This window comes from Neobacillus sp. FW104-15D2, assembly GCF_058790155.1.
In genome coordinates, this window is record NZ_JBYTCJ010000034.1 from 15,296 (window position 1) to 39,371 (window position 24,076).

The 24,076-nt window shown below is 42.0% G+C and carries 21 protein-coding genes; 6 read left to right on the top strand and 15 right to left on the bottom strand.

The annotated features are described in order from the left end of the window. Nucleotides 1–199 precede the first annotated feature (199 nt). From AC3WR0_RS21430 to AC3WR0_RS21455, 6 genes are all read left to right on the top strand, one after another. Nucleotides 200–1,135, top strand: a complete 936-nt coding sequence (locus AC3WR0_RS21430; protein ID WP_492554196.1) for an ABC transporter ATP-binding protein — start codon at nucleotides 200–202, stop codon at nucleotides 1,133–1,135. Nucleotides 1,136–1,148: 13 nt separating this feature from the next. Then, complete coding sequence (locus AC3WR0_RS21435; protein WP_492554197.1) at nucleotides 1,149–2,276, top strand: ABC transporter permease; 1,128 nt, start codon at nucleotides 1,149–1,151, stop codon at nucleotides 2,274–2,276. Between the two features lies 1 nt (nucleotide 2,277). Next, the gene (locus AC3WR0_RS21440) at nucleotides 2,278–3,423 is read left to right on the top strand and encodes an ABC transporter permease (protein ID WP_492554198.1); all 1,146 of its coding nucleotides are present in this window, start codon (nucleotides 2,278–2,280) and stop codon (nucleotides 3,421–3,423) included. A 132-nt stretch (nucleotides 3,424–3,555) separates the two neighbouring features. Then, entirely contained in the window at nucleotides 3,556–3,759 is a 204-nt protein-coding gene (locus tag AC3WR0_RS21445; RefSeq protein ID WP_492554199.1) for a hypothetical protein, read from the top strand. Between the two features lie 203 nt (nucleotides 3,760–3,962). Then, a complete protein-coding gene (locus AC3WR0_RS21450) occupies nucleotides 3,963–5,030 on the top strand; it encodes an LLM class flavin-dependent oxidoreductase (protein WP_492554200.1) in 1,068 nt (355 codons plus the stop codon). A 250-nt stretch (nucleotides 5,031–5,280) separates the two neighbouring features. Further along, a complete protein-coding gene (locus AC3WR0_RS21455) occupies nucleotides 5,281–6,105 on the top strand; it encodes an alpha/beta hydrolase (RefSeq protein ID WP_492554201.1) in 825 nt (274 codons plus the stop codon). Between the two features lie 368 nt (nucleotides 6,106–6,473). On the opposite strand, the gene AC3WR0_RS21460 is transcribed toward AC3WR0_RS21455, so the two are convergent. The 15 genes from AC3WR0_RS21460 to AC3WR0_RS21530 form a co-directional block, all read right to left on the bottom strand. Then, on the bottom strand, nucleotides 6,474–7,640 hold the full coding sequence (locus AC3WR0_RS21460; protein WP_492554202.1) for an iron-containing alcohol dehydrogenase: 1,167 nt from the start codon (nucleotides 7,638–7,640) through the stop codon (nucleotides 6,474–6,476). Nucleotides 7,641–8,389: 749 nt separating this feature from the next. After that, nucleotides 8,390–10,474, bottom strand: a complete 2,085-nt coding sequence (locus AC3WR0_RS21465; protein WP_492554203.1) for a S9 family peptidase — start codon at nucleotides 10,472–10,474, stop codon at nucleotides 8,390–8,392. 18 nt (nucleotides 10,475–10,492) lie between these two features. After that, a complete protein-coding gene (locus AC3WR0_RS21470) occupies nucleotides 10,493–11,254 on the bottom strand; it encodes an SDR family NAD(P)-dependent oxidoreductase (RefSeq protein ID WP_492554204.1) in 762 nt (253 codons plus the stop codon). Nucleotides 11,255–11,269: 15 nt separating this feature from the next. Then, nucleotides 11,270–12,022 (bottom strand): SDR family NAD(P)-dependent oxidoreductase, encoded by a 753-nt coding sequence (locus tag AC3WR0_RS21475; RefSeq protein WP_492554205.1) that lies wholly within the window; start codon nucleotides 12,020–12,022, stop codon nucleotides 11,270–11,272. A 13-nt stretch (nucleotides 12,023–12,035) separates the two neighbouring features. Then, a complete protein-coding gene (locus AC3WR0_RS21480; RefSeq protein ID WP_492554206.1) occupies nucleotides 12,036–12,797 on the bottom strand; it encodes a creatininase family protein in 762 nt (253 codons plus the stop codon). A gap of 146 nt (nucleotides 12,798–12,943) precedes the next feature. Further along, complete coding sequence (locus AC3WR0_RS21485; RefSeq protein WP_492554207.1) at nucleotides 12,944–13,708, bottom strand: amidohydrolase family protein; 765 nt, start codon at nucleotides 13,706–13,708, stop codon at nucleotides 12,944–12,946. 12 nt (nucleotides 13,709–13,720) lie between these two features. After that, complete coding sequence (locus AC3WR0_RS21490) at nucleotides 13,721–14,473, bottom strand: amidohydrolase family protein (protein WP_492554208.1); 753 nt, start codon at nucleotides 14,471–14,473, stop codon at nucleotides 13,721–13,723. 64 nt (nucleotides 14,474–14,537) lie between these two features. Beyond that, complete coding sequence (locus AC3WR0_RS21495) at nucleotides 14,538–15,401, bottom strand: alpha/beta fold hydrolase (protein ID WP_492554209.1); 864 nt, start codon at nucleotides 15,399–15,401, stop codon at nucleotides 14,538–14,540. A 17-nt stretch (nucleotides 15,402–15,418) separates the two neighbouring features. Continuing rightward, the gene (locus AC3WR0_RS21500) at nucleotides 15,419–16,384 is read right to left on the bottom strand and encodes an ABC transporter ATP-binding protein (RefSeq protein WP_492554210.1); all 966 of its coding nucleotides are present in this window, start codon (nucleotides 16,382–16,384) and stop codon (nucleotides 15,419–15,421) included. Further along, nucleotides 16,385–17,347: an ABC transporter ATP-binding protein gene (locus AC3WR0_RS21505; protein ID WP_492554211.1), complete on the bottom strand. Its 963-nt coding sequence runs from the start codon at nucleotides 17,345–17,347 to the stop codon at nucleotides 16,385–16,387. 15 nt (nucleotides 17,348–17,362) lie between these two features. Beyond that, nucleotides 17,363–18,274 (bottom strand): ABC transporter permease, encoded by a 912-nt coding sequence (locus tag AC3WR0_RS21510; protein WP_492554212.1) that lies wholly within the window; start codon nucleotides 18,272–18,274, stop codon nucleotides 17,363–17,365. A gap of 15 nt (nucleotides 18,275–18,289) precedes the next feature. After that, nucleotides 18,290–19,234: an ABC transporter permease gene (locus tag AC3WR0_RS21515; RefSeq protein WP_492554213.1), complete on the bottom strand. Its 945-nt coding sequence runs from the start codon at nucleotides 19,232–19,234 to the stop codon at nucleotides 18,290–18,292. 255 nt (nucleotides 19,235–19,489) lie between these two features. Further along, nucleotides 19,490–21,082 carry an ABC transporter substrate-binding protein gene (locus AC3WR0_RS21520; protein WP_492554214.1) on the bottom strand — a complete coding sequence of 531 codons (1,593 nt, stop codon included), beginning with the start codon at nucleotides 21,080–21,082 and terminating at the stop codon, nucleotides 19,490–19,492. Nucleotides 21,083–21,097: 15 nt separating this feature from the next. Next, entirely contained in the window at nucleotides 21,098–21,769 is a 672-nt protein-coding gene (locus AC3WR0_RS21525; RefSeq protein ID WP_492554215.1) for a DUF1028 domain-containing protein, read from the bottom strand. A 131-nt stretch (nucleotides 21,770–21,900) separates the two neighbouring features. After that, a complete protein-coding gene (locus AC3WR0_RS21530) occupies nucleotides 21,901–23,682 on the bottom strand; it encodes a helix-turn-helix domain-containing protein (protein ID WP_492554216.1) in 1,782 nt (593 codons plus the stop codon). Between the last annotated feature and the right edge of the window lie 394 nt (nucleotides 23,683–24,076).

Sequence of the window (24,076 nt, forward strand, 5' to 3'; positions counted from 1 at the left end):
TCATGTAAAAAGGGTGAACTAATGCACTTATGCTGGTTCACCCTTTTTCCTTATAATGACAATAAATAGAACAATAACTTTGAAAACGCATGGAATGTGTAGAAACCAAACACGGGTGAACCGACAGGATCTTCATCTGGTGTATGACGGTCAATAATGTTAATGGGCACGGCACGATAAAACTATATGAGGTGAAAGTATGAATGTGTTGGAGATTAAAAATTTAACGAAGAAATTTAGCGATTTTATTGCTGTTGATAATATGTCGTTGGCAGTTCAGGAAGGAGAGATTTTTGGTTTCCTTGGATCGAATGGTGCTGGTAAGAGTACGACGATTAATATGATAGCGGGTCTCCTCCAAACCAACGGAGGAGAAATTAAAATTCTAGAGAAAAACATTGCTTCTCATAGCAAGTTTGCCAAGATGAATATCGGGATTGTGCCACAGGATCTGGCCATTTACGAAGATATGACAGCTTACGAGAATGTTAGATTCTTTGCAGGGTTATACGGACTCCGAGGTGCGGAACTGAAGGAACGGGTTGAGGAAGCACTGGTGTTTGTTGGACTCATCGATAAGCAAAAAAGCTTTCCGAAGGACTTTTCAGGGGGTATGAAACGCAGGCTGAACATCGCTTGTGCTATTGCCCACCGTCCAAAGCTAATTATTATGGATGAACCAACGGTTGGAATTGACCCTCAGTCAAGGAACTACATCCTGACTTCGGTCCGTAAGCTCAACGAGATGGGCTGTACGGTCATTTATACAAGTCACTATATGGAAGAAGTTGAAGAGATTTGTTCCCGTATCGCCATCGTTGATCACGGCAAGGTCATTGCTGAAGGAACAAAGGAGCAGCTGAAAGCCATTATTACTGATACAAGAGATATCTGGGTTGAAGTGAAAAATACTGAAAACCTCGAAGAAGCAGCTTTAAAGGAAATCAAAGGAGTTAACTCCATTTCTATTGAGGAAAACATAATCAAAATTAATTCCCAATCTGAGGTGAACAACCTGAACCATATTATTCAGTATTTTATAAGCAGAGGAATTGAAATCCGCTCACTGCAGGAACAGGCACCTAACCTTGAAACGGTCTTCCTTACTTTGACCGGCAGAAATTTAAGGGATTAAGGAGGAAATCACTGTGAATATCTTCAATATTGCGCTGATTGAATTTAAACATACCATTCGCGATGTCCGGACTCTGGTATTTATGCTGGCCTTTCCAATAGTGATGATGCTGATTCTTGGCACTGCTTTATCTAACGCCTTTGACAAGAATATCAAAATTGGTAAAATCAATGTTTTATATACCGAAAAAAATGACAGCAGCTTCTCCTCCCCCTTCCATGGGTTTATAAAAGAAGCGAAAAAGCAGGATATCCATTTTAATAAAGCTCCAGAAGGCTTGGATGGAAAAAAGGCAGTAAAGCAAAACCATTATGATGCCTACGTTGTCGTCACAAATAAAGGTATTGAATTTTACGGCAGTGAGCGGAACAGCATTCAGGCGAGTATCGCAGAAGGTATGTTATCCGCTTTTACCGATAAATACAACCTGATTACGGAAGTGGCAAAGGAAAATCCAGACCAAGTGCAAACCGTAATGGCAAGTGTCAGCACCACTCCAGGCAGTTATGTAAAGGAAACTAGCCTAAATGCTGATAAAGCACCCGGTTCAATGGACTATTATGCTGTAGCGATGACCACTATGATTGCCTTATACGGTGCAATATCTGCCAGTAACCTTATTAGAAGTGAAAGAATCCGCAATACTGCGGTGCGTTTAATCATTGCTCCCATCAACAAAATGGAGATTTTCCTGGGGAAAATTCTTGGCAGTCTCGCACTTAACCTGGTTTGCATCATAGCTGTAATGGCATTCAGCCGTTTCGTATTCGGCGCAGACTGGGGCATCCATCCAGGAATGGTCCTTCTGATTCTTTTTACAGAAGTGTTTCTGGCAGTCAGCTTCGGGCTTGGACTTAGCTATATCATTAAAACCGATCAGGGCATCAGATCGATTCTGATGATTATCCTCCAGCTTGCTGCCTTCTTTGGCGGTGCCTATTTCAGAATTGAAAACGCGGATGGGATTTTAAAGTTTATCATGAATTTATCTCCCCTCACCTGGTCAAGGGAAGCTTTAACCAAAATTATTTATAACAATGATTTAACTGCCGCACTGCCTGTCATTTCATTAAACTTGGGAATTTCACTGTTATTCCTGCTGTTCGCAGTTGTTGCATTTAGACGTCGGGAGGGCCTGTAAAATGAAAGAAGTTTTATGGCTAGCAGCCAATTCATTACGTTCGATCTTTACGAATAAGCGGAGAATCTTCTCCTATTTATTAGTGCCTTTGCTGGGAATCTTCATTGCCTTTATGGCATACGGCGATACAGGTCCCGCCAATCTTCAGGCCGGTATTGTAGATTTGGATCAAAGCACACTTTCAAAAAGTACCGCCAGCTTTATTGGTGGGCTTGAAAATGTTAAGATGAGTAATTTATCTGAAACCACTATGAAAAGTAAGATTTCTTCCGGTTCCCTGGATTGCGCGATTATTCTCGAGGCGGGTTTTTCGAAGGCTATTATGAACGGAGAGAAACCGGAGGTAGAAATTGTATCTATAAAAGGCGCTCAGGTCACTGCTTTTATAAAAGCCTATCTTAATAACTATATAGGAAATCTTCAATCGTTAAGCATCGCTGCCAGTGGGGATACTGCTGTCTTTAATGATCTCTATCAAAATTACAAAAATGCCGAGTTTAAGGTTTCTGCTCATTCTTTAAAAGATACCTCGAAAAACAATGATATGACCATTCAGACGATTGGCTTCCTGCTTATGATTATGCTGAATTCTGCAGGCGGTTTATCGGAATTAATTTTAAAAGAAAAAGAAAACCGCACCTATTTTAGGTTAATGTCAGCGCCTATTGACGGCAAAAAATATGTTCTTTCCAACATCATTGTCAACATGGTGATCATGACTATTCAAGTCTTTGTCACCTTGACAGTTATGACGAAAGTGTTTGGTATATCAGCGGGAATTCCGTTCTGGGAAATGACCGGTGTTATGATGTTTTTCGCCCTTGTTTCTGTCGGATTATCATTAGTGATTACGGCTTTTGCAACTAGTTCGACCTCAGCAGGTGCATTACAAAACCTGATTATGACGCCAACCTGCTTGCTTGCCGGATGTTTCTGGCCAGTAGAAATTATGCCAAAAACGGCACAAAAAATCGCCGACTTCCTGCCGCAAAGATGGCTTCTTGACACTCTTACCGAGCTTCAAAAAGGGCACACTCTCAGCAGCCTTTCCTTAAATCTTGCAACCTTATTCGCTTTTGCCCTTGTGTTTTTTATGATTGCCATATATAAGTTTGGACGGAATAACAATGTGAGGAGTTTTATTTAAATAAAATGAAGGGCCTTAATCGTAACAGATTATGGCCCTTTTAATGTTATTAGATGATTGTTCCCTGCTCTGATTTTTCAAATAATTGGAAGTGGATTATAATAGTATCATAGACTTTTTGAGGTGAAATGAATGTGGATTTTTATCGGAATAGTAGTAGCCGCAATTGCCATTATTGTCACAGCTAATAATTTAGAATCAAGCAGAGCCATTGGACTTGACAGAGGGGCCATGCTTAAAGCCGAATCGAATGTTGTCATCTGTACCAACTGCCAAACCAAAATGAAGCGGCAAAAATATGAACAACAATGCCCGAAATGCAAAAAGAACTTCTAACGGGACCAGCATGTTTTTTTTGACACATGCTGGTCTTGTTCGCTTTCTCGTAAATCGCATCCTTTTTTGCGAAATGCACCTTCTCCGTTCATCCGATAGTTTAAATACTTAGATTCACAGGATCAAAATTTAACATGGCAAATACCGTTTTTTTTAAAATTGAATAGTATTAAGCAAAAGCATGTTAAATTTTTGTGGAGGAGATGAAATTGAAGGAAGCAAGTAAATGTGGTATGGAAATTGGGATTTATACATTAGCGGAACTATACCCTGATCCATTAACAGGGAAAGCCGTCAGCGCCAAGCAGCGAATAGAGGAAATAATCAAAGCAGCAAAAATGGCGGATGAAGCAGGACTGGATGTATTTGGTGTAGGAGAACATCACCGTTTAGATTACGCTGTATCCGCACCGCCAGTCGTTTTGTCAGCCATTTCTCAAGTCACAAAACGAATTAAGCTGACAAGTGCCACGACGGTTTTAAACACCGTAGACCCCGTTCGCTTATTCGAGGATTTTGCTACACTTGACCTTCTATCAAATGGGCGGGCCGAAATCATTACTGGACGTGGGGCTTTTTTAGACTCCTTCCCCCTCTTCGGATACGATATAAAAAATTTTGACGAATTGTTTGAAGAACATATGGAGCTTTTACTAAAGCTAAATGAGAAGGACTTAGTTACCTGGAATGGCCGGTATCGTTCCTCATTACAGGATGCAGAAATTTCACCGCGTCCATTTCAACAAAAGATTCCAGTATGGGTAGGAGTTGGAGGATCACCGGAAAGTGCAGAACGTGCGGGCAGATTAGGTACTGGGTTAGCCATAGTGATACTTGGCGGGGATCCAAGTTTATTTAAACCACTAGTTGACCTATACCGGTTAACTGCTGCTCAATCCGGTCATGATCTTGAAAAAATGAAGGTTGGAGTAACCGGGCACACTTATATATCTAAAACGTATAAGCAGGCAATAGATGAATTTTACCCCTATCATTCGAATTATTGGCAGCACCTCAATCGCCAGCATGGGAAAAATAATACCTTCTCTAGAGCCGAGTTTGATCAGATGTCAGGAAAAGAAACCGCCCTTTTTGTAGGAAGCTCACAGCAAATCATTGAAAAAATCATGCGGCAATATGAGCTGTTTGGCCACCAGCGGTTTATGGCCCAAATGGACATTGGTGGTATGCCCTTTAATAAAGTTTCCGAAAATATTGAACGATTGGCAACGGAAGTAGCACCCGTTATACGAAAAGAAACAAGGAAATAGTGCATTAGGTATCCTTTTCAAAATCCCCCTTAAAATGCATTGACTATCCTATAGAATTTTAAGGCTCTGCATTCATTTGATTTCTTCAATAAATTTTGTAAAAAAAATTATAACCCACTTGACTCATCGGATTAGTTAAGTATATGATGGTTTTACTTAAATATTTATCGCTGATTGGAAAACCAAAGGCACCTAACCCCATTATGTGGTAGGTGCTTTTATTTTATATAAATGAAAGGAGTCAAAACTTATGGCTGAAAATTTTCCCATCATTATACCAGGGGCTGAGCCTTTCTTCTATAAAGGAAACAGTACTGGAATTCTCATCTCCCATGGGTACGCAGGAACTCCACAAAGCGTCCGATTTTTAGGGGAATATATCGCATCTAAAGGGTACACTGTTTATGGTGTAAGGTTAGATGGTCATGGAACTGATTATAAGGATATGGAAAATTGCAATTATCAGGATTGGATTCAAAATGTGGAAGAGGGATATCAGTTACTGAAGCAGTTTTGTACTAGGATCTTTATCATCGGACAATCAATGGGCGGCACTCTCACATTGAATCTCGCATCCGAATTTCCGGATATCAAAGGTATAATCCTCATAAATGCAGCAATAAGCTCCATTCCAATTATGAATGAATATAAATCTAAACAATACCCGCAATTTATAGAAGAAGGAGAACCGGATATTAAAGCGAAAAATGTAAATGAAATAACCTATACCAAAACTCCTTTAAGGTCTATAAAACAATTGCTTTCTTTAATGGATTATACCAGGAAAAAGCTTCCTAGCATTCACTGCCCTACATTAGCATTCCGGTCGGATGAGGATCATGTTGTACCACCAGAAAACACAGATTATATTATCACGCATATCCGTTCAGAAATAAAAGAAACTATTCGCCTATATAATTCCTATCATGTCGCTTCATTAGATAATGACAAAGAGTTTATCGCAGAACAATGCTGCTTATTTTTAGAGAAGCATTCGGAGAATTGTAAAGCTGAACAATCGGAAATTACGGCACCAAGCTCGTCCAGTAAACAAGGTCAAGTTATTAAAAATTAATACTTACTCCCCTCCTGTTATAAAATTTTCAGGGATAGCTTTAGAGTAATCCCTACTAAAACAGGAGGAATACTTTTTTCTTCGTTGACTTGGTTCATCGTGCTGAACGCATATTAACATTAAAAATGAAATAACGATCATACTTGATATATATGAGAATTTCTTCCTCCAACTTTGAAATATTTTGGATATACTGATTGATAATGCACTTACTAAGAGATAAAAGATAACTGTCACTTAAATTGAAAAAATCAAAAAGAAAAGCGATTGCATTTAACCTGCAATCGCCATCATTTCGTCAATATGAAAGTGAAAAATCCCTAATGAAAAATAGCAATGCTTGTTTTATCTCTTTCTTTCCTTTAATTTTAAAAAATATCAAGATACGCGTTTTCAAGAATTTGCCTATATTCGTCCGCTCCAATAGTTCTACTATTGCTTGGTGTAGAATTGTTTTGTACCGCCAACTCCACAATCCTGTCAAAATCCTCTTCCTTTACGCCTGGCAACTCTCTTAATTTAGGAATCTCCAGAGTAGTTGTGAATTCCCGTATCCCCACAATCAGCTTCTCAACTGCACTCTCGTCTGAATCAGAGTCAGATGCAAATTTCATGTACCGCGCCATATCGGCGTGAATCTCTTTCTCTTCTTCAGCATTAAATTTCAGCACGTAAGGCAAAAATACTGCATTGGCCACTCCATGGGGAGTATCATACAGACCCCCAAGTGCCTCAGCCAGGCAATGCACAGCCGCAACATCGGTTGAACCAAAACATAATCCTGCCAACAGGCTGCCCTCAAGCATGGAGTAGCGTGCCTGCTTGTTTTCACCATCCCGGAAAGCAGCCGGCAGTGATGAAATAATTTGAGCCATCGCCCTTGCTCCGAATGCTTGGGAAATTGGGTTTGTGACTTTGCACGAATACCCCTCAATCGCATGTACCAGTGCGTCCACACCAGTTGCAGCAGTCACAGATCTGGGAACACTAAACGTTAATTGAGGATCGAGCACGGCCATCAGCGGACGTAATAAAACAGATTTAAGTGTGAGTTTTCGATGTGTCGCGGCTTCAGTGATTACCGAGGAACGGGTCACTTCCGAACCAGTACCTGCTGTGGTTGGAACACAAATAATCGGCGCAATATTCGCGTATTCCTTTTTACCCTCGACATACTCAACAGGTGTGCCGCCATTCGGGCCAAGAAGAGCAATCGCTTTTCCCGTATCCATTGCACTGCCGCCCCCAATAGCTATAACCGCCTCCATCTTTTCCTCGTTAAATAACTTTGCACCCGCTATACATTCTGTGTCTCTGGGGTTTTGAGAGACGGATTCGAAAAGAACTACACGGTATCCAGACTCCTCTAAATAGGATTGAATGGGCCCTACTAAACCTGCTTTAACAACTCCTGGGTCACTTACCAGCAAAACGGACGAACCGATTTGCATGGACTTTAAAAGCTCAGGCAATTCATTCGACTTCCCAAGTCCCATCTCAATTCTTGTATTGCAGTAATAACTATAGTTTTCCATTTTTAATTCTCCATTCTCTTTATGTATTTAGATTCTTTATTAATAGAATTATAGCATCAATAGCCTCAATATTCTGATTATAAGTATTTTAAAATTTCTCTGGGTACAGTCAATCATGTCCACCTAAATAACTAATTGTGATGGACGTCAGTCCTGATAATTGGAAATATTAGAAAAACTCGACATTCGCCAAGTCCTTTTTAGCGGATGCCTTAGTTTTGCTTATCACGCTCAAATCGGCACATCCTGTGCCTTTCGCCTGACTAGGACTTCCTGTCCGTCGTGCGTTCAGAATTTATGGATATAAATTCTTATTAGCCAAAAAAAGAGAAGTGGTTGTCAATCACTTCTCCCTCCAAGTTCTTTAATTATTTCAAAATCCCGGTCATCTTTGACAAATTTCGGGTGGTGACAGGCATCAGGACGCTATCCTTTGTAAACCTCCAACCGGTGCTGGCTCTCATCTGTTTTTCTAGTACCTTCATGTACCCAGCAGTACTGAACAAAAATACAGCCCCAATATCACAGGGGCAGTATTTTTTATGCAACAGCTTTACTAGACCGGGACAATCAGTAAAGATACGATGATGATTGCGAACACCAGCATGAGTATACATTCCGACCAGAGACACTAATATACGGTGTGCAAGTCATGCCCTTCCACTATTAGAAATTGAATTGGGAGCCTCACATAACGTATCGAGAATTTCAACCATCCTATATATGGATTGGATGATGGCTATCACTCCTTAGTTTGCCTGCAGTACTTCGGCTGGCTTGTGGTCGTTGATGAATTCAGTCATGGCGTTCAATCTTGCAATTCGAAGCGAAGGGATGCCAGTTTGAAGCAGCAGGTGGCTGGAATTTGGGATGCGGAGGAATTCTGTTTCTCCGCCATTTTTCTTGATGTGGGCGTAAAATTGCTCTGCCTGCTCGATTGGGCATCTCAAGTCATTTTCGCAATGAATTAGCAATAGTGGTGTCTTTACATTTTCTACATAGGCGAGCGGAGAGAAATTCCACAATGTTTCAAGATCGGTTCCACCCAGCTCATCCCCTACGAAGAAGGTGCCAATATCACTGGTTCCATACATCGATATCCAGTTACAAATCGACCCTTCCGAAACAGCTGTAAAGAATCTGTCTGTATGGGTTACAATCCAGTTCACCATAAAGCCGCCGTAGCTTAGCCCGTTAACCGCCACCCTTTCCCCATCCAGGAACTCGTATCGGTTGAGCACCTCATCCAGACCGTTCAGGATATCCTCCAAATCTTTTCCGCCATAATCGGCATGAACAGCATTGGTAAATTCTTCACCAAAACCTGTGCTTCCTCTTGGATTTACAAATACAACAGCATATCCCTGGGCGGCGAATACCTGAAGCTGGTGGTAATAGGTAAAACTGAACATTCCATGAGGTCCGCCGTGAATGTCCACGATGACTGGGTATCTTTTACCCTCTTCAAAATTGGCAGGCTTAAGGATAAATCCTTGAACCACCCAATTATCTACCGATCTGTATGAAAACACCTCAGGTTTGACAACGCTAAATTCTTCAACAAACTGATCATTGCTATTATCAAGGCGCACTTCTCTAGTCGGAAATAGGGCAACTTCTAGTGCCGAAAACTCTTCTTCTGGATTTCTCACCCGGCACTCCGCTGTCTGATTTTCATCAAGAGTTATCGCGGTAATTTTACCTGGATGCTCGACTGTGGAGTATGCCGCGGCTACGGTATTTTGACCATCGAAGGAAAAGTGAAAAATGGCACGGTCCCCGCCGACTACGATGGCAGAGCCGGAATGCTCTACATGAAAACGAATAATTTCATTCCGCCCTTCCCTGGTGCCTAGAGCCAGTATCGACTTGCTATCTTTTGACCATTGTGCACGCTGCGGATGTGTGAAGTAACGGACATCGGTAATCGTCCAGTCAAAAAGGGTATCGTCATATTCCCTGCTTACCACTTTCGCCAGGCCGCCATTGGCAGGAATTACTGCAAGCTGCTTCTGATGGGCATGGTCGCTAAAGAATGCAATCCATTTTCCATCAGGAGAGTATGAAGGAGTGCTGGCTTTCGTTTCACAATAAAGCACTTCCACTTCCCCTCCTGAGGCAGGAACACGGTAAATTTGCCCGCCAAACAATATATTATCCTCTACTGGTGTAGTAATAAAAGAAATAAATTTTCCATCTGGCGAAACAGCAGGCTCGGATGCATCATTCTTACCTTCAGTTAATTGCTGGAATGCTCCAGTAGCAGCATCAATGGCAACAATCTGTCGTTTTCGGTTGGTCTGCAACCCAGCGCCATCGTTTTTATAATGATGCCAGTTATATCGTTTAGGTCCGTTCACCCACTGTTTGGTTTCATCTGCAGACTGTTCCTGGGCTCTTTCCGATGAAATTCCTTCTTCAAAAACTGCCGGAACACAGCTTGATTCGACCGGTACAAGTGCATATATTTTTTCGCCATCGGGTGACCATACCATTGAACTGATTCCATGCTTAAAATTGGTTAGTCGACGCTTTTTTCCCCCATTTAACGGCAGAAGCCAAAGCTGTGTTCCGTGGGATTGATTAGAAAGAAATGCCACGGTTTTTCCATCTGGCGACCAAATCGGATAGATATTGACTGTTCCTTCAGAAGTCAATTGCATCCTTGACTTTCCGTTACTTTCTGCTAAAAACAAATGGGTCACATAATCGTCTTCTTCTTTGCGGGCGATAGTTTTTTCATAAACCACCTGCTGTCCATCAGGTGAAATCGTTGGAGTGCTCGGCCATTCAATCTGAAAAAGATTTTCTGATTTAATAAGTTTTTTACTCATTTTTTTCTCTCCCTTTGTTTAGATTAAATCCCCAACGAAGGAGCTAAGTCCTCCGTCGACCGTTAACGTGTGGCCTGTCACATAAGAAGAAAGTTTGCTCCCAAGGTAAATGGCTGCATCTGCAATTTCACCCGGTTCGCCTAATCGATTTAAAGGATAATGTTTCAACAGTTCCTTTTCCGCTGTTTCCCTGTCGCCTTGCGGTCCGAAAAATTGCTCCTGCAATAAAGGAGTGTTTATCGATCCCGGACAAATACAGTTGACTCGAATACCATATTTTCCGTTTTCGGCAGCCGCTGCTTTTGTTAAAAGAACCACCCCGCCTTTGGCTGCGGAATAAACTCCAAGCCCGGGCCACGCAGCCAGCCCGGCTACAGATGCAATGTTTATGATGCTGCCAGCTTCTTGTTTTTTCATGATCGGAATGGCATATTTCATACCAAGAAAAGCACCCTTCAGGTCAACCTCCATTGTCCTGGACCACTGTTCCTCCGATGTCTCCTCAATGGAGGTAAAGTATTCAAGGCCGGCATTGTTCACAAAAATATCTATCGTTTTATATTTTTCTATTGTTGAAGATACCAAAGATTCCATGCTTTTGGCAGAGGATACATCCGTGTGGATAAATAGTGCCTGCTGCCCTTTTTGGATCATCTCTTCTGCCGTTTCGTTCCCTGTTTGATCATTGATTTCTGCAACCACGACAATGGCTCCAGCGTCCGCATACGCTAGGGCAATTGCTTTGCCAATCCCTGATCCAGCTCCTGTTACAATGGCCACTTTATCTTTTAAAATTTACATGACCTCCCCGCCATTTGGTGCAATAATCTGGCCGCAATAAAAGTTCCCATAATCGCTGGCCAGATAGGCTGCTGCACCTGCAATTTCTCTCGTTTCCCCCAGCCTGCCTATCGGTATGCTCTTAATCAAATTGCACCTTACTTGCTCTTCACTTACACCTAACTGCATTGCTTCTTCCGCAATCATTTCAGTGTCAATCGGGCCGGGTGCTATCGAATTTACCAAAATCCCATTTCCGGCTACCTCTCTGGCTAAAGCCTTGGTGAAACCAATGATTCCTGCTTTAACTGTTGAATAATGGACTGCCTCGGCAGCCCCCCTCTGGCCCCAATTGGACGAAATATTGATAATTTTTCCAGATCCTTTTTCTTTCATATATTTGATGACTGCCTGAGAACAAAGAAAGGTTCCGGTTAAATGCACGCTAAGCATTCTGTTCCATTTCTCCAAAGTTAGGTCTTCTACTTTATCCATGCCGATAATGCCGGCATTATTGACCAGAATATCGATCCTACCAAACCTTTCTATCACTCTTTTAACCATGTGATTAACTTCATCCGGGCAGGTAACATCTGCTTTTATCGCTTCAGCAGCCCCCATTTCGGAGGCGCTTACTCTTGCCTGTTCCTCATTTAGATCATTAACGATGACAATTGCACCCAAATTCGCCATCAGTGCTGCAATTCCCTTGCCAATTCCCCTGGCCGACCCGGTAACAATGGCGACTTTATTTTCTAAATTGAACATTGCTTCAGGCCCCTTACAACTTTTCAGATATCTTTTCATTTAGGCCATAAGACCAATCTGTCTCGTCCATTTCACGGATAAAGTTCTCCAATACGGTTAACACTTTTTCTTCGAGAATTTTACCCTTCTCCACTGTCGCAACACTTGGATCACCTGAGGCCCCTGTATTAGTCAGCTCTTCGAATCTCCACTTTATTTCAACATGTTCCGGCAGTTGAGGAATGACACCTTTGGCATGCTCCATTTCAATCAAATCCTTGAACAGAGCTAATCCCATTGACGTTTCTCCTTCTCCCGCATGGCCAAGGCCACCCCATTTATCAAAAAATCCTTCAGGCACCATTTTTCCTGCTGCCACCCACCAGTCGTTTAAGGAGGCGATTGTCACATCGGGGTGTTCCACTTTTACCTGACGGGCAGCCAATTCGATAGGCGCGATGTTGCCGTCATGTCCATTTATGATTAATATTTTCTTGATTCCATTGCGGACGACTTCATTCAGTACATCTTTTATGACATTAATGATTGTATCGGGGCTAAGGCTGACGGTAAAAGAAAGATGATTATAATGCTGGCTTAATCCGTAGTTGATGGGAGGAAGAACCATTAACCCTTCAACACGATGAGCCAGCTTTTCTGCAAGTGTATTTGAAATCAAAGCGTCAGTCCCGAAAGGCATGTGGGAACCATGATTTTCAAAAGCTCCCACTCCAATCACGACTTTGTCTATCGTGCTTTTGTTAAATTGGTTTCCTGTTGTTTGTGAACCTATCATTTTGATAAACCCCTCCTATTAAAAGATGATAAGATTGTTTGACCATTCCTTTATACGAACCTATCTAAATACTCAGATTTCTTCAGTAACTCTCCGTGTTGATTTTCCACCACTCGAAAATGTGCGGAGTTTCGCCTCATACTTACTCAGGACGAAACTGCTTCGGCAATCCCCAGCAGCTTCGCTATATTATTCCCGAGTAAATCCCCCCGGGCAGCTTCGTTCCGTTTTGTTGCGGACTTGGCACGCTCAAGCTCAAAGCCCTGGTTCAATTTCGGTGCGTTGCTGCCAAATAAAACCCGACCCGATCCGTACCTCTGAATCGAGTTTTCAATGAAATCCTGGCGGTACACACCTGAAGTTTCAAAATAGAGATTGTTGTATTTTTGCATCGCTAAATAAGAGTCCGGCTGGGCCAATCCGCTGATGTTGATTTGTCCGCCATTCGTCATGATGATGTTGGCATTCGGCAACTGCTCAGCAACCGCTCCAACCTGCAAGGCATGCGACAGCCATGGAAACCCGCTCGCAATCATTACTGGTATCCCGAGGTCAGCCGCTTCTTTTACTACAGGAAGCACATAATCTGTTGTAATCCTGTATCCTTCTTCCCATGGATGCAAAAACAGCCCCTTTAATCCTAGTTCCAATACTGACCGTTTAACTTCATTAACAGCCTTGTCACCCTGCCTTGGATCTACCCGGCAGAATCCTATTAAGCTATCTGAATTCTTGGCGGCCAATTCCGCGATAAAGTCATTTTCCGGCTCCAAATGATAAGAAAACGGCTGAACAGGGCAAATGACCGATTTATCAATTTCATATTTTTCCATAGTGATTAATAGGTCTTCAAGAGCCAATTCGTAGCCAAAGATTGATTTTCCAACATGGACATGTGAATCTATAATCATCTCGATCCCTCCTTATCTTGTACCAACCCGCTCCAATATTTGCTCATAATTTTCAGACATAATCAGCCTGTATTCTTTATCGTTGATTCCGGAAAACTTAATCTTTTTGACTTCAAGATCCGGATTGCAGCCTGGCCCGTCACTTGCAAACAATATTCTTTCTGCGCCAATACGCCTCACTGATTCTTTAATTTTTTCAGGATAAGGCATCGCAGAGGTTTCGAGATAAATATTTTCATATTTCTCCGCAACCCTTATGGCATCGTCCACATGGAAATAACCACCCATATGCCCGAGGATGATTTTCGAGCCGGGGCATTTTTCGGCTGCTTCCGCGATTTGCAGCGGGAGGCTCAATGATTCATCCCCACAGTGGAATAAGGTCGGAATGTTTAACTCGCCTGCTTTTTTGATCAGTTCAATCGATAGCTCATGATACGGATGGACCGTGATGCTTTCAGGATGGAATTTCAGGCCTTTGAAATTCCAGTCGCGCACTGCTTGTTCCAATAGTTTCATTGCTTTTCCTTTGGCAAGGGGGTGTAGCCTGGCATATGCAATTAAGCGGTCTGGAAACTTTTTTACAGATTCTACGATATAATCAAGGCCATTCTCCTTCAGGACCGGTGCGTCACAATAAGTCATGATGACTGCCCTCTTTATTCCCGCTTCATCCATTAAATCTATTAATTTTTCTGGCGAATCTTCAAAACCAAAATCATCAAGCTTATCAACATGGGTATGGGAATCAATTATTTCAACCATCAAACATCCTCCTTATTAAACAAAATTGCTTCCGCAAAATGAAAGCAATTTTGTCCCAAATAGTTTACGCCGGGTTTACAGCAGCAACTTTCCGAATAAAGCTCAGCAGCAGCTGATTGAAGTTCTTATTTTCTTCAATAAAAGGCATATGGCCGCTGTTTTCAAAGATTACCAGTTCTGAATTCGGCAGAAGGGAATGAATCTCTTCCGCCTGCGAGACAGGCGTCACCCAGTCATGCCGTGCTCCAACTACCAGTGTTTCTATCTGCACCTTTCTCAGCTGCTCGCGCAAATCAAAGTTCGAGAGCTCATGTCGGAACATATAATCGCCAACTTCAAGCGAAGTAATCATCCGACCGCCCATTTCAGCCATGATTTTTTCATCCTTGTTGTAAAAGTAAAGAGGGGTCATCACCTTCCACCAGTTAGCCAGCTCTTCCTCTGTTTTCACTTTCCCTTCAAAAATATCATTGGCAACGGCAAGCTGTTCCGGATTAGCCAATTTCTCAGCCATAGCAGAAGCTTCTTCAGCAAAGTTTGAGCTTGGGCTCGTTGTGACCAGAATTAATTTTTCCACGCTGTCCGGATAATTAATAGCGTAAACCTGCGCGAGCATGCCGCCGAAAGAATTCCCAAAAATATAAACCTTTTCAAGACCGAGATATTTGCGCAGTTCATCCACATCGTCCGCCATTTGCTTCATCGTATAAGTGGTTATATCCGTTCTTTCTGATAAACCGTTACCTCTATGGTCCACATAAATTAATTGTAAGTGCTCTGAAAGTGGCGTGAGCCAGGGCTTGTAGTATGTATGGTCACAGCCGGGACCGCCGTGCAAAATAAACATCGCTGGCTTTGTCACCATTTTATCTCCCTGCGGAACATAGCCGCTGCCTTCAATATCAAAGAATAGAATTTTTGCATACATAAAAAACTCCTCCTCTTTTATGCGAAATGGCAGGCGACCTGCTGAGTAGAGCCGCCAACATATTTCAATTCCGGTTCTTCCTGACGGCATCTTTCCTGGGCAAACGGACAGCGTGTATGGAATCGGCAGCCGGTAGGCGGATTTAATGGGCTTGGCAGATCGCCTTTCAAAATGATCCGATCCCGTTTAATGGTGGGGTCCGGTATTGGAATCGCTGAAAGCAGGGCTTTTGTATATGGATGCTTTGGATTTTTGTACAGTTCCTCATTTTCCGCAATCTCCACAATCTTCCCTAAATACATCACGGCAATCCTGTCACTGATATACTGTACAACACTAAGGTCATGGGCTATAAAAACATACGTCAAATCAAACTCTTTTTGCAGGTCTTTTAATAGATTTAATACTTGAGCCTGTATGGATACATCCAATGCCGCAACAGGTTCATCTGCAATGATCAGTTTTGGGTTAAGTGCGAGCGCACGGGCAATGCCAATCCTTTGCCGCTGCCCACCGCTGAACTCATGTGGATAACGGTTTAGATGCGATTTATTAAGCCCCACTACTTCCAGCAAATCCCTTATCTTTTGCAACTGCTCTTCCTTACTCATATTTTCGTGCGTCCGCAGTGGTTCCCGGATAATTTCACCTACTGATAACCTTGGGTTTAAAGAGGCATAGGGATCCTGGAACACCATCTGCATATCCCTGCGTTTTTTGCGGAGCTGATCTTTATTCAGTTTTAAAAGATCACTTCCATCAAAATGGATCTCGCCTTTGTCGGCATTTATTAAACGAAGCAGCATCCGACCCAGCGTGGATTTCCCGCATCCTGATTCTCCAACAAGCCCTAGTGTTTCGCCTCTTCTTACCGATAAATCGATTCCGTCTACGGCTTTTACATATCCTTTGCTGCGACCGAACAAGCCATTTTTAATCTCAAAATGCTTTGTGAGTTGTTTTACTTCGAGTAATTGTTCCATTTAGCCAACCTCCTTATGGCAGCGAACTAGGTGGCCTTCGCCAATCTGCTGAAGAACCTGGTCATGCTGCAAGCATTCCTGGGTAACATATGGGCATCTTGAAGCAAACCGGCAGCCTACAGTTTCCTCAGATAATTGCGGAGGCTGCCCCTGTATTGGTGTCAGCCTTTCGCTCGAGCCTAACTTTGGCAGCGAATTAATGAGTCCCCTTGTATAGGGATGGCGGGGATTTTTAAAAAGGGTGATAACATCTGCTTCCTCGACAATGTGGCCAGCATACATAACAGCCACTCGATGGCATGTCTCCGCAACCACTCCCAAGTCATGGGTAATGAGGATGACGGACATACCCATTTTCTGCTGAATATCTTTTAATAGATCAAGGATTTGCGCCTGGATCGTTACATCCAAGGCAGTTGTCGGTTCATCGGCGATTAGTAAGTCGGGTTCGCAAGCAAGCGCCATGGCAATCATAGCCCTTTGCCTCATCCCTCCACTGAATTTATGTGGATATTCCTTAAGCCTCTCTTTGGGCGATGGAATCCCTACCAGTTTTAATAGTTCTATAGCGCGCTTTTCGGCTTCCGTTTTTGAAACATTTTGATGTAATGTGATGGCTTCGCTAATCTGGTTGCCTATCGTAAAGACAGGATTCAGAGAGGTCATTGGATCCTGGAAAATCATTGAGATTTTTTCCCCGCGCACCTTCCTCATTTCTGACTCTGATTTTTTCAACAAATTCTCCTTATAAAAATTAATTTCACCCTCAATTTTGGCGCTTTCAGAAATTAGGCCCATGATGGATAAGCTGGTAATGCTTTTACCTGAACCTGATTCCCCTACCAGACCAAGAATTTCTCCTTTTCTTACGGATAAATTGACTCCGTCTATCGCTCTGATCCGGCGTTTGTTTTCTGTTGGGAAGGTTACTTTTAATTCCTTAACTTCGAGCAATGCTTCCATCTATAACCACTCCTCTTATTTTTTCAAGCGTGGATCCAGTGCATCCCGTAATCCATCTCCAAGTATGTTAAAGCTTAGCACGGTAACCATGATGGCAATCCCCGGGAAAATGGCTGCCCAAGGAGCGATTTCCATGATTCCGCGGCCAGTATTGAGCATCACTCCCCAAGAAGGATCCGGGGGCTGGGTTCCAAGGCCAAGAAAGCTAAGGGCTGCTTCAGCAAGGATTGCCAGCGCCAGGCTCAAAGTGGCCTGAATGATAATAGGAGCAGCGATATTCGGTAAAATATGCCTGACCATGATCACAATATCCCTTACCCCTTGTGACTTCGCAGCTTCTATAAATTGGGCTTCGTTTACTGTAAGGACGGCTCCGCGGGTGATGCGGCAAAAAATCGGAATTGACACAATTCCAATCGCAATCATGACATTTGTTAGGTTGGAGCCTAATACGGCCATGATGGCAATGGCGAGCAAAATATCCGGAAACGCGAATAAAATATCCATACATCTTGAAATGATGTTGTCAATCCAGCCTTTATAATAACCGGCAAGCAAGCCAAGACTTACACCAAATACAATGGCGATCCCAACGGAAATCAAGCCGACCTTTAATGAGATTTGCGTACCAAAAATCACACGGCTTAATATATCGCGTCCAAATTCATCCGTCCCCATAAGGAATTTGGATGACGGGCCCTCAAGTCGGTGGACAGCATACATCTTAGTCGGGCTGAACGGGGCAATGTATTTGGCAAAAACAGCGGTTAAGACCATTAAAAGGACAAATATCAACGCAATCATCGCGGGCTTGTTTTTAACCAGCTTTTTAAAGGATTGAAGATAAAAACCTTGTGAAACCTCTTCCTGTTCCTTTTTCTCAAGGGCTAGTATACTAGGAATCTCTGGCACTTTTGTTGTTTCCACTCCGTAACCACTCCTTTACTCATATCTAATTCTTGGATCAATAAGGGCATAAATCAGGTCTACAATGAGGTTAATCAGAACAAATCCCAGGGCAAACATGAGCACGGTTACCTGTACTAGCGGATAATCACGCTGGTTAATTGCCTGCAGCGCAAGGCGCCCTACTCCAGGCAGCGCAAATACTTCCTCGATTATCACGGCTCCGCCCAGCAGGTACCCCGCCTGGATGCCGACAACTGTTAAGACTGGAATCAGCGCATTTTTAAACGCGTGTTTGTATTTATACAAATGCGGTGTTACACCTTTGGCTCGTGCCGTTTTCATATAATCCTGTTCGATGACTTCTAAGATGGCAGACCGTGTCATCCTCATAACAACGGCGGCCATTGCAGTTCCGAGTGTTAATGATGGCAAAATCATCAGTTTCAGATTTTGCAGCGGATCCTCAGCAAACGGAACAAATCCGCCTGGTGGAATCGCATTAAATTTTAACGATATAAGCAGAATTAACATGGTTCCAAGCCAAAATCCCGGAATGGAAATTCCTATTAAGGAAAGTGTGGAACTGATGTGGCTGAAGATAGAATTCCGTTTAAAAGCGGAAAAAACACCTGTTGAAATACCAATAATCAGCGAGATTATCATTGAAAGAAAGGCCAGCTCCAATGTCGCCGGTAGCCTGGAAAAGAATTCCTCCATTACAGGGTTACCTGTCCGGATCGATTCTCCAAAATCGAGGTGTATGGCTCCTAGCATCCATGTGAAATAACGGAGATAGACAGGCTGATCAAGACCAAGCTGTTTACGAAGCTGCGCTGCTACATGCGGATCCGTGTTAGTTCCAAGCATGACTGAAACCGCATCTCCGGGAATTAGGCTTATTAAAAAAAATACAATCGTACCAATCCCTACTAATACCGGTATAAGCATTCCCAGTCTCTTCAAAATATAATTTCCCATCGTTCATCCTCCTTTTTATCGTATGTGGGATTTTTCAATTTCCACTGCTTAAAGTGGACAAGGTATGATGTCTCACGTTATGAATCAGTTAATTTTTCGACCAACGACTCTATCAATGAAATGTCCACCCCTTGAACCTGCTATTCTTCCAATCTAATGAAGCACATTACGCCCTGCAGCATTACATTCATAAAGTTTAAAAGCCTAAAGAATAAAGCCCAATTGATATGGGCTTTATTCTCTTTTATGAAGTTATCAACGGTTTAACCAGGCATCTCTAAATCCAATGAAGGAGCCTGTTGGCATAGTGTTATAGCCTTTTAATTGTGGCACTAAGCCTTCATACTGGTCTTCTACTTCAAAGAACGCATATGGCGCCATTTCAGCGATTCTTTCTTCCGCTTTACCGTAAATTTCTTTACGCTTTTCCTGATCGGTTTCAATCTGGCCTTGTTCGAGCAACTTATCTGTTTCAGGGTCGTTTAAACCGTAGGCATTCCAATCTTCGCCGGAGTGGAACTGGGAGTATAGCCATTCATCAGGGTCAACGGCACCAACCCAGCCAAGAACCATTGCATCAAAGTTCTTTTTATTCCAGTCATCCAATAGGAGGCCCCATTCCATTTGCTGTACTTTTGCATTAATTCCGACCTGCTGAAGCTGTTCCTTAACGATTTGTGCCATTGCTACCTGCATTTTGTAAGCAGAACCTACTTTAATGGTGAAACTCAAACCTTTTTCATATCCTGCTTCTTTTAGTAGCTCTTTAGCTTTCTTGATGTCTGGCTTATACGCGGTGAAGTCGTGGTAAGCCCAGTGCGTTTTTGGAATTGGTCCGCCGTCAATTGCAGTAGCATGTCCATACATCGCTGAATCAACTAGTTCTTTGCGGTCAATGACATAAGAAATCGCCTGTCTTAATTTCACATCATTGAATGGAGCTTTATTCATATTAAAACCAAGATAATCATAGGTTGTACCTGGTCCGCCCTGGACAATGACATTACTGTCTTTTTTGAGAATGTCAACATCCTTTGCTGGAAGCTGTTCAATTAAATCAACGTTTCCTGTACGTAGAGCTGTAGTTCTTGAGGACTCATCTGACATTGGGGTGATTTTAATTCCGTCCAGATAAGGAAGACCTTTTACGTAATAATCATTGTTTTTCACAAGATCGATTTCTGTTTGCGGGATATACTTTTCTAACTTGAATGGACCTGTACCGACAGCCACTTTTTGCAGGTCACCTTCTTTTTCAACGACTTCTTTTGGAACAATCGCACTTGTAGGCGCCGCGAGTACCGTTAATAAAGGGGCAAACGGTTCCTTTAATTTAATTTCAACTGTATAATCATCAACAACTTTGATTGATTCTACTTTTTTAAACTGATAGGCCCGGGGTGAAGCAGTTTTTGGATTCATAATCCGGTCAAATGAATACTTTACATCATCGGCTTTCATTTCACGGCCGTTATGGAATTTCACTCCGTGTACCAAATGGAAGGTATATGTTTTTCCATCCGTTGAAATCTCCCATTTTTCAGCCAAATCCGGCTGGAGATCACCGTATTTTTTTGTATCGAGGCGCAGCAGGCTGCTATATACGTTCTCAATAATTCGGATTGTGGAAGCAGCACTTGCCAAGTGAGGGTCCAATCCAACTGGGTCTGTAACGACCGCCACTTTTAAAATTCCGCCTGACTTCGGTTTGGATGCTCCTTTGTCCTCTGATCCTACCGTGCTATTATTCGCTTTAGTTGAAGATTGGCTTGAACAGCCGCTCAAGATCATGGCAAACAATAAAACTAAGGCTGTAAATTGGACGAAAAATCGTCTATTTTTCATCATTTCGTTTCCCCCTTTTTATTTAATAACGGTTGCCGGGTCCTTTCCTGTCGTAATGGCATCCACCCATTCATCGTAGATTTTCAGTAGCCCTTGTTTATGAACTTCAAATAATCTTCTGATTTCAAAATCCGGGTGTTCATGATCATCCACCCTTAGATTTACATATGGGAAATAAGGATCCTTCTGGACAACCAGCGCGGCGGATTGCTTCCCGCGGTTATCGCCTCCCGCCATTTGACCCGCTTCAATAGCCTTAAGCAGACGCTCCGCCAGTTCTCCCGAGGAGTTTTCAAATGCTTTGGCCATTTCCTGAATCACCTGCTTACCAGTTAACAGGTTGCCTGCACAGACAAATTGGTCGCCAATCATATGGCCTTTCCAATCATTGGTTTCACTCCCTGTAAAGGCAAACGTGTTTCCCTTTGCATCAACAATCGTTAATTGCCTTACTTCCCTCCCCGGATCTTCCTCAACTAACTTGGCCAAAGTATCCTCAGCACTAAATCCTTTCTCGAGTAACTCAAGGCCTTTGTATCCCAGCGAAGTGTTTACCCATGCTTGCGTTGAAATTGCCCCTACCCCCGCTTTTACAAACGGAACTAGGAATCCTACACCAAAAGCTTTTGTTAAAACCCCAACTCCAACCATTCCAGTTTCTTTACAGCGTGCGGTAATCGAAAACGTCAAAGCATTACTTCCTTTCTGTTATGATGTAAAGTAACTGTTTAGAAAAATTATAGAATAGTCCGAATAATATAAAAATATACAAAAAGGACAAATAGCCACTCTGCTATTTGTCCTTTTTGTATAGGTTGAGATTATTTTAAGTAAAAGTTGTGGGCATATATAGCCAGTTGCAATTCAAAAAAGGATTCTCCAGAAATTGATTTCACGTTGAGAATTTTTTTGATGGTCTGCAGCCGGTATTTGACAGTGTTCAGATGGACGTAACACTGTTCCGCCGTTTCTTTCAAGTTTTGATTGCGATCCAGAAAAGCTTTTAAAGTCTGCAGCAATTCAGAATTGTTTTTTCGGTCATATTCTAGAATTCCGCCCAATTTGTCCTGGACATAATATTTTAGGTCAAGCCGATTTACATTTAGAAGCAAGCGGTGCACACCTAGTTCATCATAGGAAAAAATATTCTTGCCGCCCGCTCCGAGCTTTAAATAATCGATACATTTGTCCGAATCGTATAACGACATTTGAATGTTTCGCAGTTCGTTAAACATCCTGCCAATTCCCACAACCATCTCCAAAATATTCGCTTCTTGGCTTTTCCTGTCCAAATGGTTGAAGAACACTTTGATTTTCTTGATAATTTCATATTCCGACGGCCGGTTTTTAATTATAAATAACAAATGGTATTGATTATTTTTTTCTAAAACAAGCGACTTAAAATCAAAATAACTCAGCTCCTGTAATAATAACCGTCCAAACTTTTGGATCCGGACTGCTATTTGATCCAATGGAAGTTGTGAAATTTGAATCTCAAGCTTCACAAAAATATACAAATCTTTTTCTGAAAAATAGTTTTGGTTATCCGCCACTGACTCATGATTATTTAACAACTGCTCCAGTACGTAGCCTTCATATTTAAAACGGTTTGTCAATGTTTTCTCCTGGGCAACCATCTCCAGGCCAAAAAGTATCATCGCCTGTTCGATGGCAAAAATATCGAGGGGGTCCAGTCCTTCCTTATTGGCAAAAATCGTTAGCAAGCCGATATTAATGAAATCCGATTTTATCGGAAAATAGAAAACTTCTATCTCCACTCCATTTAAATTGAGACATTCATGTGAATAGGCATTCCGCCGAAAAGCTTTTTTTAAAGAGATAGGATTGGTTTGATTTAACACAACGGCAAGGGATTGTGCGGCGTCAGAACATGAAGAGACTACATCAAAAAATTCATTAAAGATACCAATTTTTTGATTAATGAGTGACGATAGTGATGAAGTAAATTCCTGGAGACCTTTTTTGGATAGCGAAACTTTTGATAGCTCTGTATATACCTTTGTAGCCCGTTCATTTTGCGAAAATAGTCTGGCATTTTCTATGGCTATGACAGCCTGATTGGCAAATGTCTCCAAAAGCATTAACTCATTTTCAGTAAAATTAACATCATCCGAGTAACTATCGATTGTTAAGACTCCAATACATTCTCCATATGAAAGAAGCGGGGCACATATTGTGCTAACCGGATATTTCAGGACACCAAGGGCTTTAAAATACAAATCATGGTTCTCAGAGCTCAAATCTGACATGGCTAAATGGGTGTCTTTGATGTGGGAAAAAATGGTGGCTTTTTTAGCAGAAAAGGTCTTCCCTGTCATTCCTTCATTTTCTGCTAAAACGATCGAACGCATAAATTCATGGTCAAATCCAACATTGCTTTTTGGAATTAAGGCCCTCGATTTGGCATCATATAAAAATAAGACACCAATAGTGGCTGGTTCAATCACTTGAATAGCTTCTTCAATGATTCGTTCAAGCACTAAATTAAGATCGCGTGTGGAAGTAAGAATTCTTGTTGAATTGATTAAACTAAGCAGCTTCTTCTCAACATTCACCTGTTCTGAATATATAGTGTTATTCATCCTTCTCTGCTCACCTCTACTAGTCTCTTCAATGTAATTCCCAAAAAAATACAATTTGTCAGAAAAGTTAAAATATTTATTCTTCATTATAAGCGATAATGGGAAGAAAAAAAATAGCAAATGAAGCTATAAATTATCTTGAAAAACAAGTATTAAAGGTAATTGGCACCCTGTGGTTCCTCGTATTAGTACTTTTTCTATCTCTAATGACTTTTTAGCTTTTAGATTAAAATGTGAAAGGACCTTTCAAATTGCATAATTTACTAAGAGAAGCAGTGGAAAACAGGAAGCAAATTATCGCTTTCTGTTTTAGAAAATGAATATATAAATATGAAAAGTCTACTCACCCACACAGTGGATATAATTCCTTGTATTTTCAAAAATCGCTTTGCTG

Bases quoted from the DNA above. Each gene is read 5' to 3' on its own strand.
- AC3WR0_RS21430 (WP_492554196.1), top strand. From the start codon at position 200: ATGAATGTGTTGGAGATTAAAAATTTAACGAAGAAATTTAGCGATTTT.
- AC3WR0_RS21465 (WP_492554203.1), bottom strand. From the start codon at position 10,474: ATGAGTAAAAAACTTATTAAATCAGAAAATCTTTTTCAGATTGAATGG.
- AC3WR0_RS21530 (WP_492554216.1), bottom strand. From the start codon at position 23,682: ATGAATAACACTATATATTCAGAACAGGTGAATGTTGAGAAGAAGCTG.
- AC3WR0_RS21445 (WP_492554199.1), top strand. From the start codon at position 3,556: ATGTGGATTTTTATCGGAATAGTAGTAGCCGCAATTGCCATTATTGTC.
- AC3WR0_RS21520 (WP_492554214.1), bottom strand. From the start codon at position 21,082: ATGATGAAAAATAGACGATTTTTCGTCCAATTTACAGCCTTAGTTTTA.
- AC3WR0_RS21450 (WP_492554200.1), top strand. From the start codon at position 3,963: ATGAAATTGAAGGAAGCAAGTAAATGTGGTATGGAAATTGGGATTTAT.
- AC3WR0_RS21515 (WP_492554213.1), bottom strand. From the start codon at position 19,234: ATGGGAAATTATATTTTGAAGAGACTGGGAATGCTTATACCGGTATTA.
- AC3WR0_RS21480 (WP_492554206.1), bottom strand. From the start codon at position 12,797: ATGATAGGTTCACAAACAACAGGAAACCAATTTAACAAAAGCACGATA.
- AC3WR0_RS21505 (WP_492554211.1), bottom strand. From the start codon at position 17,347: ATGGAAGCATTGCTCGAAGTTAAGGAATTAAAAGTAACCTTCCCAACA.
- AC3WR0_RS21460 (WP_492554202.1), bottom strand. From the start codon at position 7,640: ATGGAAAACTATAGTTATTACTGCAATACAAGAATTGAGATGGGACTT.
- AC3WR0_RS21500 (WP_492554210.1), bottom strand. From the start codon at position 16,384: ATGGAACAATTACTCGAAGTAAAACAACTCACAAAGCATTTTGAGATT.
- AC3WR0_RS21490 (WP_492554208.1), bottom strand. From the start codon at position 14,473: ATGGTTGAAATAATTGATTCCCATACCCATGTTGATAAGCTTGATGAT.
- AC3WR0_RS21485 (WP_492554207.1), bottom strand. From the start codon at position 13,708: ATGATTATAGATTCACATGTCCATGTTGGAAAATCAATCTTTGGCTAC.
- AC3WR0_RS21495 (WP_492554209.1), bottom strand. From the start codon at position 15,401: ATGTATGCAAAAATTCTATTCTTTGATATTGAAGGCAGCGGCTATGTT.
- AC3WR0_RS21455 (WP_492554201.1), top strand. From the start codon at position 5,281: ATGGCTGAAAATTTTCCCATCATTATACCAGGGGCTGAGCCTTTCTTC.
- AC3WR0_RS21475 (WP_492554205.1), bottom strand. From the start codon at position 12,022: ATGTTCAATTTAGAAAATAAAGTCGCCATTGTTACCGGGTCGGCCAGG.
- AC3WR0_RS21440 (WP_492554198.1), top strand. From the start codon at position 2,278: ATGAAAGAAGTTTTATGGCTAGCAGCCAATTCATTACGTTCGATCTTT.